Genomic DNA, 13,579 nt, shown 5'->3' on the forward strand with positions numbered 1-13,579 from the left:
GTTAACGATGTCAACCTGATCGCATGGCGATATTTCGGGATGCGACCGCTGTGACGGCCCAAAGCGGCGGGTACGCCGCCACCCTCGACCCCCAGTGGGCCGTCGGCACCAAACTGCACGGCGGCTACCTGCTGGCCGTCCTGGGCCGGGCGGCCGTCGCCGAGGCCGGCGCCGGGCACCCCCACGTGACCGCCGTCAGCGGCGCCTTCGTCGAACCGCCCGGCTTCGGCCACGCCGAGGTGAGCGTGACCAGGCTGCGCGTCGGCAAGAGCGTCGCCCAGGTACGCGCCGACCTGTCGCAGGAGGGCAGGACCCGCGTCTCCGCGCTGATCACGCTGGGCCGCCTCGACGACTCCGGCCCCTGGTGGACCGCCTCGGAGCCGGTGGACCTGCCGCCCGAGCAGGACTGCTTCCTGTCGCCCGTCGAGCCGCCCGGCGCGCCGTTCCCCGTGCCGCTGATGGGCGTGGTCGAGGAGCGCATCCACCCCGAGCACCTCGCCTTCGCCTTCGGGCAGCCGAGCAAGAAGGGCGTGATCGCCACCTGGCAGCGCCTCGGCGACGGCTCCGACTGGGACCCGCTCAGCCTGCTCGTGGCCCTCGACCCGGTCCCGCCGGTGACCTTCGACCTGGGGCTGCCCGGCTGGATGCCGACGATCCAGCTCTCGGCCTACATCCGCCGCCTGCCCGCGCCTGGCCCGGTGCGGGTCAAGCTGGAGGCCACCGACGTGGGCGGCGACCGCATCGACCAGGTCGCCCACGTCTGGGATGACAAGGGACGCCTCGTGGCGCAGGCCACCCAGCTCGCCGCGGTCCGCCTGCCCGGCTGATCACCGGTACTTCTCGGCCACCTTGGAACACCAGGAACTCGACGCGGCGGGCGGGCCGCAGGCGCCCACCTGCTCGGGCCGCTCGGCGCCCTTGACGCGCAGGATGAGGACGGGCTTGTCGCGCGGGTACTGCCGGGCCGTCCCGCCACCGAAGTCGATGCCGCCCGTCGCCCCCTGGATCGCCGGGCCCGAGGACGTGTGCAGCATGCTGAGCTGCCGCCACACCGTGTAGGAGTTGACCGGGACCGCGTGCCGTACCGGGCCGCCGAGCCGGCGGATCGCGGTGATCAGCGTCTCGGCGGCGTCGTAGGACAGAGCGGCGTGCCCGTCGAGCGTGCGGCCGGCCCCGGGCTCCTGGCACTCGAAGGTGAACGTGCGGAAGAGCTGGTCGTAGAAGTCGTGCGGCTGCGGCTGGCCGCACCGGTTGGGCGCGACGGCGAACGACTGGTAGTAGAAGGGCACCTGGCCCACCTCGGCGCGCAGCCGTACGTCGGCCGCGTAGCGGGTGATGTCGTCGCCGGCCAGGATCGCCGGCGGGGCGCCCGGACAGGTCTCGTTGACGCCCTTGATGAAGGACTGGAAGTCGGGGATGCCGCGCCCGGCGAAGTACACCAGGCCCTTCGCGTCGCACGCGCTCACCCCTGCCTGACGGGGCTCGCCCGCGTAGGGGTGCTCGTTGGGGTCCCCGGGGCCCGGCTTGGCGCTGCCGATGGGGGTGAAGCGGCGGCTCTCCACCGCGAACCCGGCCTCGGCGAAGCGCGCGGCCACCTGCTTGCGCAGGTTGTCGCTGTAGTAGTCGCTGACGTCGTGGGAGTAGTAGACGCGCGCCCGCCGCGGCAGGCCGAGCGTGGTGGCGAACGCGGCGGCCACGGCGGCCTGCCGCCGGTTCTGCGGCGCGACCTGGAAGTAGAACGGCGACTCCTCCACCAGCCGGTCGGCGGACAACGTCGAGGCGACCATGGGCAGCCCCGCCTTGCCGAGCGCGTGGATGGTCGCCACGGTCTGCTGCCGGCTCTGGTCCAGCCCGACGACGCCGACGATGGGGGCCTCCGCCTCGCTGGAGGAGACGAGCAGCCGGGCGATGGCCTCGCCGTGCTGCATGCGGCCGCCGCCGTTGGCGACCAGCAGCCGGACGATGGGCTCGCTGGCGCCGGAGGAGTCGTTCTGGTTCTTCTGCGCGATCGCCACCCCCGCCAGGCCCTCGCGCACCGCGGCGAGCGAGTCGCGGTTGCCGGAGGTGAGCGCCGCGAGATAGACGATCGTCACGTACGGCCGCGCCGCCTGCGCCTCCTCCTCATGCAGCGCCGCGGCCCGCAGGTTCTCCTGGTGGATACGCCGGTGCACCTGGGCGATCTCCGGGGTGCTCGGCGTGAACAGGTAGCCGGGCTCGGCCACGCCCACGCACTCCGCGCCCATGAGCTGCCTGCCCGACTCCGCCCACGGCGCCCACAGGCCGGTCGCGCACGAGGTCCGCTGCCAGGCCACGGTCTGCCCCGCGTACGCGCCCGCCGCCCCGGCCAGCACACTCCAGAACAGCGCGATCGCCAGCGGCGTCGACCACCAGGGCGGCTTCCTGCTGGGCGGCACCCAGAACCGGCTGGCGGTGCCGAGCACCACCGGGTCCTTCGGCAGGCCGGGCGCCCGCACGTCGAGCGGCTCGCGCAGCACCCGCAGCGCCGCGGCCCGCCCGGAGGCGACCAGCTCGCGCCGCCACCGGATCAGCGCCGAGACCGGGTCCTCCTCCTCGCCGCTGGGCGGGTCCTCGCCCGGCAGGTAGGTCACCACCACGACCGGGTCGAACGACTCCAGGTCCGCGCGCCGCTCCGCGATCAGCTCGACCAGCTCGCCGCCGTGCTCGTTGAGCAGGAGCAGCGGGTAGAAGACGTGCCCGGCGCCCCGCACGTGCAGCGGCGTACGCCGGTACTGCCGGCTCAGGTCGTCGAGGAAGGCCGACAGCAGGAGCCGGTCGACCCGCGCGGAGTCGGCGGGGTCGAGGTCGGCAAGCAGGGCGGGCAGCCCGGCCTTGGCCGTGTCCTTGGCCAGCGCCGAGCGCAGCGCGCGCAGCCGCCCACTGAGCAGCGGCGCCCGCCCGCTCAGCCGCCAGTCGTGCAGGAACGGCGGCGCCAGACTGAGCAGGACGTTGAACGGGAACGGCACGTTCTCGCCGCCCCGCTCGGCCGCCTCGATGCCCCAGCCCCAGGTACGGTCGACCGCGCGCAGCGCCTCGCGGGCCGCCTCCTCGGCGTCGGGACCGGCGTCGGCGTGCCGGGCCGTCCAGGCGGCCAGCACCTTCACCGTCATCCGGTAGCGCGGGAAGCGCAGCCCCGGCACGCGCCTGAGCTTGCCGTCGGCCGACGAGCGCCGTTCCGCGTCGGCGCCCAGGTCGGCGACGATCCTGGCCAGGATGACCGGCACGGTGTCGCCGGGGGCGATCTCCGGCTTGGAGCGCCGGATGCGCGCGGAGATGACCGGCCGCGCCGCGTCGGCGTCCCTGACCAGGAACTCGGGCCAGTCGCCCGCGTTGCGCAGGCGCATGATCGGGATGCCGCGGCGGCCGGTGTGCTGGGGGCGTTCCTGCGGCTCCTCCTCCTGCCGCTCGAACCCGGCGGGCACGTGCGGGGAGTCCTGCACGCCCTCCCCGCGGGCCGGTCGCCGGCATAACCGGTCGATCGTGTGGATGAAGTTGCCGACCCTGGCCGTGAGGTCGGACTCGACGCGCCCCGAAGTCATGCGAACCTCGATAGCACCCCCGGCTGATCTTGTCATTGTTATCCCGAGCGGTGGACAGGCGTCTCAGCTGTCGGGCGATGGCCGTACCATGTGAAGACTCACTCACGATGGGAGAAGCTCAATGCCCGCCCTCAGGTCACGTACGGTCACCCACGGTAGGAACATGGCCGGAGCCCGGGCCCTCCTCCGGGCGACCGGCGTAGCCGGGAGCGACTTCGGCAAGCCCATCGTCGCGGTGGCCAACAGTTTCACCCAGTTCGTGCCGGGCCACGTCCACCTGCGCGAGGTCGGCGAGGTGGTCGCGGGGGCCATCAGGGAGGCCGGCGCGATCCCGCGCGAGTTCAACACGATCGCCGTGGACGACGGCATCGCGATGGGCCACGGCGGCATGCTCTACTCGCTGCCCAGCCGCGAGCTGATCGCCGACGCGGTCGAGTACATGGTCGAGGCCCACTGCGCCGACGCCCTGATCTGCGTCTCCAACTGCGACAAGATCACGCCGGGCATGCTGCTGGCCGCCATGCGGCTGAACATCCCGACCGTCTTCGTCTCCGGCGGGCCGATGGAAGCCGGCAAGACGCCCGGCAAGAAGCTCGACCTCATCGACCCGATGATCGCCTCGGCCGACGAGAGCGTCTCCGACGCCGAGCTGCTGGAGATGGAGGAGAACGCCTGCCCGACCTGCGGATCCTGCTCGGGCATGTTCACCGCCAACTCCATGAACTGCCTCGCCGAGGCCATCGGCCTGGCCCTGCCCGGCAACGGCACCATCCTGGCCACGCACAAGCGGCGCGAGCGGCTGTTCGAGGACGCCGGCCGCACGATCGTCGAGCTGGCCAAGCGCTACTACGAGGACGACGACGCCAGCGTGCTGCCACGCGCGATCGCCACCCGCGAGGCGTTCGAGAACGCGATGACGCTCGACGTGGCCATGGGCGGCTCCACCAACACGATCCTGCACATCCTGGCCGCGGCCCGCGAGGCCGAGGTCGACTTCGGGCTCAAGGAGATCAACGAGATCTCGCTGCGCGTGCCGTGCCTGTGCAAGGTGGCGCCGGCCACGAACAAGTACCACATCGAGGACGTCCACCGCGCCGGCGGCATCCCCGGCATCCTGGGCGAGCTCGACCGCGCCGGTCTGCTCCACCGCGACGTGCCGACGGTCAACGGCGGCACGCTCGGCACGCTCATCGAGGAGTGGGACCCCGCCTCGCCCGGCGTCACGGCCGAGGCCACCGAGCTGTGGCACGCCGCGCCCGGCAACGTGCGCACGGTCAAGCCCTACTCCCAGAACAACCGCTGGGACGACCTCGACCTCGACCGCGCGGAGGGCTGCATCCGCGACCGCGCGCACGCCTACACCGCCGACGGCGGCCTGGCCGTGCTCTACGGCAACATCGCCCGCGACGGCGCGGTGGTGAAGACGGCCGGCGTGGACGAGTCGATCTGGAAGTTCTCCGGTCCCGCGGTGGTGTTCGAGTCGCAGGAGCAGGCGGTCGACGGCATCCTGGGCGGCCAGGTCAAGGCGGGCGACGTCGTGGTCATCCGCTACGAGGGCCCCAAGGGCGGCCCCGGCATGCAGGAGATGCTCTACCCGACCTCGTTCCTGAAGGGCAAGGGGCTCGGCAAGGTCTGCGCGCTGGTCACCGACGGCCGCTTCTCCGGCGGCACCTCCGGGCTGTCGATCGGCCACGCCTCGCCCGAGGCGGCCGAGGGCGGCGCGATCGCGCTGGTCGAGGACGGCGACATCGTCGACATCGACATCCCCAACCGCGTGCTGGAGCTGCGCGTGCCCGAGGCCGAGCTGGCCGCCCGCCGCGAGCGCCTGCTGGCCGAGCTGGGCGGCTACCGCCCGCGCGACCGCAAGCGGCCCGTGAGCGCGGCGCTGCAGGCCTACGCGGCGATGACCACGTCGGCCTCGACGGGCGCCTCGCGCGACCTGACGCAGCTCTCCTCACACCTCGTCCAGCGGTAGCGAGGCGAAGCCCGGCACCTGCTCGGGAATCACCAGCTTGCCGCGCGAGGTCAGCAGGGAGGTGGTCAGCGCCGTGGCCACCTCCTTCAGCGCCGCGCCGACCGGGCGGGTGTGGTCGGCGAGGAAGGCGCCGTGGGTGGCGACCTGCCGGATCGTCTCGGCGTTGCAGTCGCCCACGCCGAAGGCGATCACGTTCGGCCGGGCGGTGAAGGCGGGCGAGAGCAGGTCGCGGTAGAAGGTGGTCCAGCTCTCGTCGTTGGGCCTGCCGTCGGACAGGAAGAACACCGTGGGACGGTAGACGGTGCCGCCCGCGGCCTTGATCAGGAAGACGTCGCGTTCGATGGTGGCGCGCAGCAGCTCCATGGCGGGGCCGTAGCGGGTGCCGCCGCGGGCGCGCAACTGCGGCAGCACGTCCAGCGTGCCCAGGTCGGCCAGCGGGAGCAGCACCTCCGCGGTCCCCGAGAAGCCGATCACGCACAGCCGGGTGGCGGCGGGGGCGCGTGACATCTCCAGCCGCAGCGCCTCCAGCCCGGCGTTGACCGCGTCGAGCGGCTCGCCGATCATCGAGGCCGACTCGTCGCAGACGAAGTAGAACGGCAGCACGTGCTCGGGCGCGGCCGAGACCGTGCCGGGCGCGCCCGCGGGGTGCGCCGCGGCTTGGGCGGGCTCGCCGTACCCGACGAGGGCCTGGAACAGCTCCATCACGGTCGGGCGGCGCGCGGCCTGCTTGGCCAGGCAGCGTTCGACGAGCGTGCGCAGCGTGCCGGACAGCGGGCCGAGCTCCGGCTCGGCGTGCGCGATGCGGTGGGCCAGCGCGGCGAAGTGGCCGCTCGTCCCGAACGGCGGCAGGCCCGACGCGGCGAAGACCATCGTGGCGCCCCACGCCCACACGTCCGCCTTCGGCCCGAGCGGGCCCCCGCCGAACTGCTCGGGCGCCATGTACGGCGGCGTGCCGATCTGGGTGTGGCGGGAGACGTCGGTGGCCTCCAGCGCGCGGGCGATGCCGAAGTCCACCACGCGCGGCCCGTCGGGGCCGATGAGGACGTTGGCGGGCTTGAAGTCGCGGTGCACGATGCGGGCGCCGTGGATGGCGGCCAGCGCGGTCGAGGTGAAGATCGCCAGGCGTTCGAGCGCGGCGCCGGAGAACGGGCCGTCCCGCTTGACCGCGGTGTCCAGCGAGGGGCCGTTGACGAACTCGCTGATGATGTAGGGCAGGTCGCCGTCGATGTCGGCGTCCAGGATGACCGCGGTGCAGGCCCTCGGCACCTTGAGCGCGGCGGCCAGTTCGCCGGCGAAGCGCCTGCGCGCCTCGGGGTCGTGGGTCCAGCCGGCGCGCAGCACCTTGATGGCGGCCAGCTCGCCGGAGGGGGAGCGGCCCAGGTAGACCAGGCCCTGGCCGCCCTCGCCGAGCCGGTTGAGAATCTCGTAGCCGCCGACGTGGCGGGCGTCGCCAGGACGCAGGTCAGCCTGCACGCCAGACCGCCTGCCTGGCCCATTCGGCGCCGATCCGGCCGGCCTGGCGGAGCAGGTTGGCGGCCAGCACGCACTTGGCCGCCGCCGAGCTCAGCATCGAGGCGGTGGCCCAGGCGCCCGGGTCGGGTAACGCGCCCACCAGCGCGGCCAGGCGGGTGATGCGCCCGGCGGCGACGTAGAGCTCGGCCGCGATCCGGTCGGCCTGCCCCAGGCTCGCCACCAGGGCCCGCGCGATCCGCTCCAACTCCGAGCCGTCCATCTCACACCCGGTTGGCGTAGTCGGTCGCGGTCTTGGCGGCGCTGTGCAGCGAGCCGGCCGCGGCCTTGACCGCCCGCGACGCCTCCTGCAGCACCGCGATGATCTGCTTGTCGGCGGCGGTGGCCGAGCCGCCGATGAGCTCCTGCACGCGGGCGACGGCCTGGGAGAACTTCACGTCGAAGGCCTGGATGCCGCCCGCCGCCTGCCTGGACTGGTAGGCGACGTCGTGGAGCTGTTGCTTGACCTGCTGGATCTGGGACATCTAGACGACTCCGATCACGAGGACCAGCACGATGACGAGCGCGACCGCCCCGATGAGCGCGTAGGCCAGGACCGGTCGCGGGGACGGCGGCGCCGCGGGCCGCGGCGGCGGCGGAGGTGGCGGCGCGGTGTCGGCGGCCAGGGAGCGGGCCGCCAGCAGCTCGGCGAGGCTCTCGTTCAGCCCCTCCTCCAGCCGGTCGAGCGTGGCCAGCACGGCCCTGGCCGTCGAGGGCGTGCCCAGGTCGAAGCGGTCCGCGGCACCCTCGCGCGGCACCTCGCCCTCGGTCATGACCTTGTGGCAGAGCCCGTCGAGCTGCGCGAGCCGCCGCTCCACCTGCCGCCTCTCCTGTACGGCGGTGGCCAGCCGCTTCCCGGCGGCGGAGACCGCCTGCTCCGCCTTGGCCTCGACGGCGTCCAGCCGGCCACGCCCGGTTTCGGCCGCCCGCGCCAGCACCCCGAGCGCCTCGGTGTAGTCCTCCCACGCGCTCACCCGAAGATCACCACCGGCAGCGGTTCGCCGGACAGCCCGTCGTGCAGCAGCCCCCTGCCCGGCCGCGCCGACCAGGCGACCAGCGGCCCGCACACCTGCTGCACGGCCTCGACCGGGTGACGCAGGAACAGGTAGGAGTTGACGTGGCAGCGCTCGAAGCCGAGATGCTCGGTGCACACGTTCATGCGGTTCCACCAGCCGTAGAAGAAGACGCCCACGTCCGGCCCCTCCTTGACGATCTCCCGCAGGGTGTCGGCGGGCGAGGTGAAGTCGTCGCCGGGGCGCATCCTGGCGCGGTGCATGCCGAAGCCGAGCACGTGGATCCACGGCTCGCCGCCCTCGCGCCCGCGGATCTCCTCGCGCAGCTCGGCGAGCTGCCCGGGGATGGCCCGCGCCTCCTCCAGCCCGTCCAGCCAGACGAACCGGTCGGCCGGGCGGGCCTTGCCGATCGAGGCGCTGAGCCCGGCCAGCACGCCGCGCGCGGCGGCCGCGTCGTCGCCCAGGACGAGTAGGCCCGCGCCGGGCTCCTGGCGCACGTCGAAGGCGGCGGGGCGTTCGGTGACGGCCACCGGCACCCCCACCCACGGGCGGACCAGGCCGGGGCCGGACTCCACCGGGTGGTGCAGCAGCGTCGCGAGGTCGGCGGGTTCGTCCTGCTTGAACACGCGCGGGCGGCGCTCGGCGCGGGCGTGGTGCCACAGCTCGGCCCGCAGCGCCGCCAGCTCCTCCTCGCGGGCGTGGGCGATCAGCGCGACCCGGTTGGCCTCGGGGGAGCCGTAGTCGTCGTTCAGCACGGCCTGGCCGCGGTGGCGCAGCGCGGCGGCGGCCGTGTTGTGGGCGGACAGCAGCGACTGGGAGTCGGCGGCGGTGGTCTTGAGCACGATCCGGTTCGGCACCTGGCCGAAGACGGCCTCGCGCTTGGTGGCCAGGCGCTGGATGCCCTCGATGGTCTGGGTGGCCAGCACGACGTGGACGCCGTAGGCGCGGCCGAGCCGGACGAGCTTCTCCAGCAGGGCGATGGCCTCGTCGGCGATCGCGTCGTCCTCGGCGAGCATCACCTGGAACTCGTCCAGCACCAGCAGCAGGCGCGGCGGGCGGTCGGGGCCCGGGTCCATGCCGGCGACGTCGGTCACGCGCAGCCGCTTGAACGTCTCGCTGCGCAGCTCCATCTGCTCGTGGACGTGCCGCAGCACCGCCAGGCCGAACTCGCGGTCGCTGAAGACGCCCAGCACGCGGGCGTGCGGCAGCCAGCGCTCGCCGCCCAGCCGCTCGAACTCCAGCCCCTGCTTGAAGTCCAGCAGGTACATCTCCAGATCGGCGGGGGAGTAGCGGGCCGCCAGACCGTGGATGAGCACCAGCAGCAGGTTCGACTTGCCCTGACCGGCCGAGCCGCCGATGAGGATGTTGGGCAGGGGCGGGTTGCTGCTGCTGAGCCGTACCCAGGCGGGCTCGCGCCCCTCGGCGCCGACCGAGATCCGCAGGCCCTCGCCCTTCTCCACCCGCGTCCACCACTCGCGGCGCGGCGGCAGCGTCCCCGCGAACGGCACCCGCGGCAGCTCCGCCCCCGTCGCGGCCCCCGCCACCGCCGCGAACAGCTCGGCCCCGGGCGGCCGGTCGGGACGGCAGGCCACGCCCTCCAGCCCGGCCACCGCGATCCGCTCGCGCCCCGCCTCGATCCGGCGCAGCAGCGCGGCCAGCCGCTCGGGCTCCACGCCGCGCTCGGGCTGGATCGCCGCGTTGTACTGGACCAGGAAGCACACGCCCCGCCCGGCCGCGGACTCCGCCACCCGCAGCAGGTCCCGCTGCACCGCCTCGTCCACCCCCGCCGGATAGTCGAGCAGAACCATCAGCCGGTACGGCTCCGCCAGCTCCTCGAACCCGCACCCACCCGCCCGGGCGATGCGCTGGGCCCGCTCGTGCAGGGTCCGGACCAGGTCGCCGATCCGCTCGGCGAGCTCGCCCGCGCCGGACAGCGAGCGGGGCAGCGCCTCGCCGAAGACCCCGAGCGCCCCGGTCAGCCTGGGGTCGTAGGAGTCCACCAGGACCCGGCCGGCCGGCGTGGCCGCCACCGTCCTGAGCACGGCGCCCAGGACCAGGCCGGCGGCGCCGTCCCCCGCGGCGTACCAGCCCGCGGTGGGCAGCAGCGGGACGACGACCGGCACCTCGCCGCAGACGCCGACCCGCAGATGTGGAGGGGCCGCGGTGCCGAGAGACCCCCACTCGGCCCCGGAGAAGGGCAGGCCGGCGACTCCTGGCGCGAGTTCCGCGGTTGTGGCAGCCGCCGTCTCCCTCGCGCCGTCCATCGCCCGCCGCACCGCGGCCTGGATCCGGTGCCGTTCGGCCTCGGCCGTGCGTTCGGCCTGCCGTACGGCGTGTTGCCTGTCGCGCTCCGCGGCGAGCTGCGCCTCGGCCGCGACCTGCCTGGCCACGGGCGCGTAGGCGCGGTAGGCCGCGACCAGTCCCCTGATCGCCGCCTCGCGGTGCGCGACGCCGCTCACAGCGCCACGACCACCCTGGCCGGACGGAACACCCAGCCGTGCCGGGCGTAGCCGCGGCTCCACACCTCCAGGACGGTGCCGGGCTCGACGCCCTCCTCCGGGCGCGCGGCGGCCGCCTCGTGCGTGGCGCGGTCGAAGCCGGAGTCGGTGGCGACCTCGCGGATGCCGTTGACGGCGAGCAGTTCGATCAGCTCGTCCCTGATGTCCAGCGCGAACTCCCGATCCTCTCCCGGGTGGCGGTCGATCCGGTCGATGACGGCGGCCACGCCGAGCACCAGCGGCAGTTGCAGGTCGCGGAAGAGCCCGCCCTCCGCCTGCTGGATCCGGCGGGCCTGCTCCTCCAGCAGCATGCGCTTGTCCCGGTCGTCGGACAGGCGCCGCTTGAACAGGTCGGTCAGGACGTCGAGCTTCTCGGACAGTTCCTCGCTCATAGGATCTCCAGGTCGCGCATCGCGTTGCGCATCTGCTCCACGGCGTGGGCGCCCAGGTTGTTGTCCCGCTGCAGTTCCAGGGCGCCCAGCGACTGGCCGGTCGCGCCCAGGAACACCTCGGCGTGGACGACGCCGTCGATGTCGTAGGCCATGACCACGCGGATCTCCGCCTCGTCCGGCAGGCCGGGCGGCAGGAGCAGCTCCGCCGACTTCAGGACGGTCACGTAGCGCAGGTCCTCGTCGTCGCCCTCGGTCAGCTCGAAGTCCACCACCCGCTGGCCGGGCTGGACGGTGTAGTAGCTCTTCTCCCGCTTCGCCGGGATCTTCGAGTTGGCCGGGATGATGATGGAGTTCTGCGCGATGTTGCGCTCGTTGAGCGCGATCGTGCCGAGGCTCTGCGAGGTCACGTCGCTGACCGACACCGGGATGCGCGCGATGGCGCCCCCGGCCGCCGCGCCCAGCGTGTCGGCGTACACGGCCGCGCCCAGCGCCACCGCCTCGTCCGGGTTGATGCCGATGTCCGGGACCCGGCCGGACATGCGCTGCACCATCGCGCTGACCATCGGCATCCTGGTCGAGCCGCCCACGAGCAGGATCCGGTCGATCTGCGGCCAGTCGACGCGCGCCTTCTCCATGACCTCCTCGACCGTCACCTCGGTACGGCTGAGCAGGCTCGCGGTCAGCTCCTCGAACTCCGCCCTGGTGACCGGCACCTGGAAGCCCGCGCCGCCGGCGCTGACCCGCACGATCGTCTGCGGCACGCTGGTCAGGCGCCGCTTGGCCTGCTCGCACTGGCCGCGCAGCTCCGCCTCGCCCTGGTCGGACTCGCGCACCTCCGGCCCGCCCTGGTCGCGGATGCGGCCGGCGACGTGGCCCATGAGCAGGTTGTCGAAGTCGAAGCCGCCGAGGTTGCGGTCGCCGCCGGTGGCCATGATGTCGAACTCGGCGCCGGTCACCCGCATGATCGTCACGTCGAAGGTGCCGCCGCCCAGGTCGTACACGAGGAAGACGCCGCTCTGCTGCTTGTTGAGCCCGTAGGCGATCCCGGCCGCGGTGGGCTCGTTGATCAGTCCGAGCACGTTGAGCCCGGCGATCTCCCCCGCGTCCTTGGTCGCGGTACGGCGGGCGTCGTCGAAGTAGGCGGGCACCGTGACGACCACGTCCCTGACCTCCTCGCCGAGCTGCATGGCGGCGTCGGCGGCCAGCCGCTTGAGGATCAGCGCGGAGACCTCCTCCGGCCGGTACTCCTTGCCGTCGGCGTCCACGTACGCCGACCCCGGCTCGCCCATCTTCCGCTTGACGAACTCCACGCAGTCGTCGGGCAGCACGGCGGCCAGCCGCTTGGCCTCCACGCCGACCAGCGGCGTGCCGTTCTCGAAGACCACGACCGAGGGCGTGAGCCGCTCGCCCTCGCGGTTCTCCAGGATCTCCGGGGCGGCGCCGCGCACGACGGCCGTGGCCGAGTACGTGGTGCCGAGGTCGATGCCGATGACCGCCATCAGCGCCCTCGCTTGATCTTGGCGTTGATGCGCCACTGCGGAAGGTAGTGGTTGCGGATCTGGAGATGGACGCGCAGCCAGGCCAGGCCGCCCCCGACGAGCAGGCCCAGGAAGAAGCCGCCGGTCCCGAGATTGCTCATGAAGCCGGTGATGACGAAGGCGATGACCGCCCAGAGGATCACGGTCTTGGTGATCTTCCAGCCGGTGACGCCGAACAGGTGCTTGGTCTCCATCGCAGCCAGGTACTGCTCCTGGTCGGCCAGGCGCATCATGATCTCCTGGTCGTCGCTCAGCATCCTGACCCGGTACAGCACCCTTCTGATCTGCGCGATCTCCTCTGCCGAGGTGATGAAGTAGCCGTCGTCCTCCTTGACCACCGGGATCGTCTCGGCGTGCGCGAGCAGCACGTCGGCCAGGTAGTACGCGGCCATGCGCTGGTTGGACCCGTGGACGTGCAGCTTCTCCAGCACCGGGATGGCCTCGGCGAAGCGGCCCTGGTTGGCCAGCGCGGAGGCGATGCCCAGGTCGGCCTCCTCCGAGTCGCCGCTCAGCCGGTTGACCTGCTCGTAGCAGGCCAGCGCCCGGTCCCACTGCTCCAGCTCCTCGTAGACGCCGCCGAGCTCCAGTTGCCTGTCGGGGCTGGCCGGGTCGAGGGAGGTGGCCTGCTGCGCCTCGTACAGCGCGTCGCTGAGGTTTCCCAGGCCCGCGTTGGCACGTGCCAACAGGCTCCAGACCTCGGCGGAGGCGCCGAGCGTGTTGCGCGCCTCGCGGGCGCAGTAGGCGGCGGAGTTGTAGTCGCCGACGGCCAGGTAGCCGCGAGCCTGGTCCAGCCAGTCGCCGCCCGCCGAGGGGGCGACGACCGGCGCCTGGGACCCGCCGCCCGAGGCCAGGAACGCGTCGAGCTGCCGGTCGTAGGCCTGCCGCCGGGCGTCGTCGAGCAGGACCTCGCCGGCCTTGGACAGCAGATCCCTCTTCCGCTCGGCCTCCTGCCGCTTGCTGAGGTCGGAGCTGTTGGTGCGCTTCTGCCACTGCCGGAGCTCGTTGGTGATCTTCTTCTTGATGACGTCGGCCGGGTCGTTACGCGCCGCGCCGACGATGGCGTAGTAGTTGTCCATGCCGCGTCTCCATGACCGGGG

The 13,579-nt window shown here is 73.1% G+C and carries 11 protein-coding genes; 2 read left to right on the plus strand and 9 right to left on the minus strand.

Features of this window, described 5'->3' with window-relative positions:
• Positions 1-50 precede the first annotated feature (50 nt).
• The gene (locus tag ACIBEJ_RS35940) at positions 51-827 is read left to right on the plus strand and encodes a thioesterase family protein (RefSeq protein ID WP_397187376.1); all 777 of its coding nucleotides are present in this window, start codon (positions 51-53) and stop codon (positions 825-827) included.
• On the opposite strand, the gene ACIBEJ_RS35945 is transcribed toward ACIBEJ_RS35940, so the two are convergent.
• The gene (locus ACIBEJ_RS35945; RefSeq protein ID WP_397187377.1) at positions 828-3,557 is read right to left on the minus strand and encodes a hypothetical protein; all 2,730 of its coding nucleotides are present in this window, start codon (positions 3,555-3,557) and stop codon (positions 828-830) included.
• 121 nt (positions 3,558-3,678) lie between these two features.
• Here ACIBEJ_RS35945 and ilvD point away from each other — a divergent pair, with 121 nt between their 5' ends.
• On the plus strand, positions 3,679-5,532 hold the full coding sequence (ilvD, locus tag ACIBEJ_RS35950) for a dihydroxy-acid dehydratase (RefSeq protein ID WP_397187378.1): 1,854 nt from the start codon (positions 3,679-3,681) through the stop codon (positions 5,530-5,532).
• Here the strand turns inward: ilvD and ACIBEJ_RS35955 are convergent.
• From ACIBEJ_RS35955 to ACIBEJ_RS35990, 8 genes are read right to left on the minus strand one after another with little or no spacing between them, the layout of a single operon-like run.
• Positions 5,512-7,005: a protein kinase gene (locus tag ACIBEJ_RS35955; protein WP_397187379.1), complete on the minus strand. Its 1,494-nt coding sequence runs from the start codon at positions 7,003-7,005 to the stop codon at positions 5,512-5,514. The genes ilvD and ACIBEJ_RS35955 overlap by 21 nt on opposite strands.
• Complete coding sequence (locus ACIBEJ_RS35960) at positions 6,995-7,264, minus strand: hypothetical protein (RefSeq protein ID WP_397187380.1); 270 nt, start codon at positions 7,262-7,264, stop codon at positions 6,995-6,997. Before ACIBEJ_RS35960 ends, ACIBEJ_RS35955 begins: the two co-directional genes overlap by 11 nt.
• A gap of 1 nt (position 7,265) precedes the next feature.
• Positions 7,266-7,526, minus strand: coding sequence for a hypothetical protein (locus ACIBEJ_RS35965; RefSeq protein ID WP_397107920.1), 261 nt, complete (start codon positions 7,524-7,526; stop codon positions 7,266-7,268).
• Entirely contained in the window at positions 7,527-8,015 is a 489-nt protein-coding gene (locus ACIBEJ_RS35970; RefSeq protein WP_397187381.1) for a hypothetical protein, read from the minus strand.
• Entirely contained in the window at positions 8,012-10,513 is a 2,502-nt protein-coding gene (locus ACIBEJ_RS35975) for an FtsK/SpoIIIE domain-containing protein (protein ID WP_397187382.1), read from the minus strand. The genes ACIBEJ_RS35970 and ACIBEJ_RS35975 overlap by 4 nt, the downstream gene beginning before the upstream one ends.
• Positions 10,510-10,944 (minus strand): nucleotide exchange factor GrpE, encoded by a 435-nt coding sequence (locus ACIBEJ_RS35980; protein WP_397187383.1) that lies wholly within the window; start codon positions 10,942-10,944, stop codon positions 10,510-10,512. Before ACIBEJ_RS35980 ends, ACIBEJ_RS35975 begins: the two co-directional genes overlap by 4 nt.
• On the minus strand, positions 10,941-12,443 hold the full coding sequence (locus ACIBEJ_RS35985; protein WP_397187384.1) for an Hsp70 family protein: 1,503 nt from the start codon (positions 12,441-12,443) through the stop codon (positions 10,941-10,943). Before ACIBEJ_RS35985 ends, ACIBEJ_RS35980 begins: the two co-directional genes overlap by 4 nt.
• A complete protein-coding gene (locus ACIBEJ_RS35990) occupies positions 12,443-13,558 on the minus strand; it encodes a hypothetical protein (protein WP_397187385.1) in 1,116 nt (371 codons plus the stop codon). The genes ACIBEJ_RS35985 and ACIBEJ_RS35990 overlap by 1 nt, the downstream gene beginning before the upstream one ends.
• Positions 13,559-13,579: the final 21 nt, after the last annotated feature.

This window comes from Nonomuraea sp. NPDC050790, from assembly GCF_044456745.1.
Taxonomy (GTDB): Bacteria; Actinomycetota; Actinomycetes; order Streptosporangiales; family Streptosporangiaceae; genus Nonomuraea.

Bases quoted from the DNA above. Each gene is read 5' to 3' on its own strand.
- ACIBEJ_RS35945 (WP_397187377.1), bottom strand. From the start codon at position 3,557: ATGACTTCGGGGCGCGTCGAGTCCGACCTCACGGCCAGGGTCGGCAAC.
- ilvD (WP_397187378.1), top strand. From the start codon at position 3,679: ATGCCCGCCCTCAGGTCACGTACGGTCACCCACGGTAGGAACATGGCC.
- ACIBEJ_RS35960 (WP_397187380.1), bottom strand. From the start codon at position 7,264: ATGGACGGCTCGGAGTTGGAGCGGATCGCGCGGGCCCTGGTGGCGAGC.
- ACIBEJ_RS35965 (WP_397107920.1), bottom strand. From the start codon at position 7,526: ATGTCCCAGATCCAGCAGGTCAAGCAACAGCTCCACGACGTCGCCTAC.
- ACIBEJ_RS35980 (WP_397187383.1), bottom strand. From the start codon at position 10,944: ATGAGCGAGGAACTGTCCGAGAAGCTCGACGTCCTGACCGACCTGTTC.
- ACIBEJ_RS35985 (WP_397187384.1), bottom strand. From the start codon at position 12,443: ATGGCGGTCATCGGCATCGACCTCGGCACCACGTACTCGGCCACGGCC.
- ACIBEJ_RS35990 (WP_397187385.1), bottom strand. From the start codon at position 13,558: ATGGACAACTACTACGCCATCGTCGGCGCGGCGCGTAACGACCCGGCC.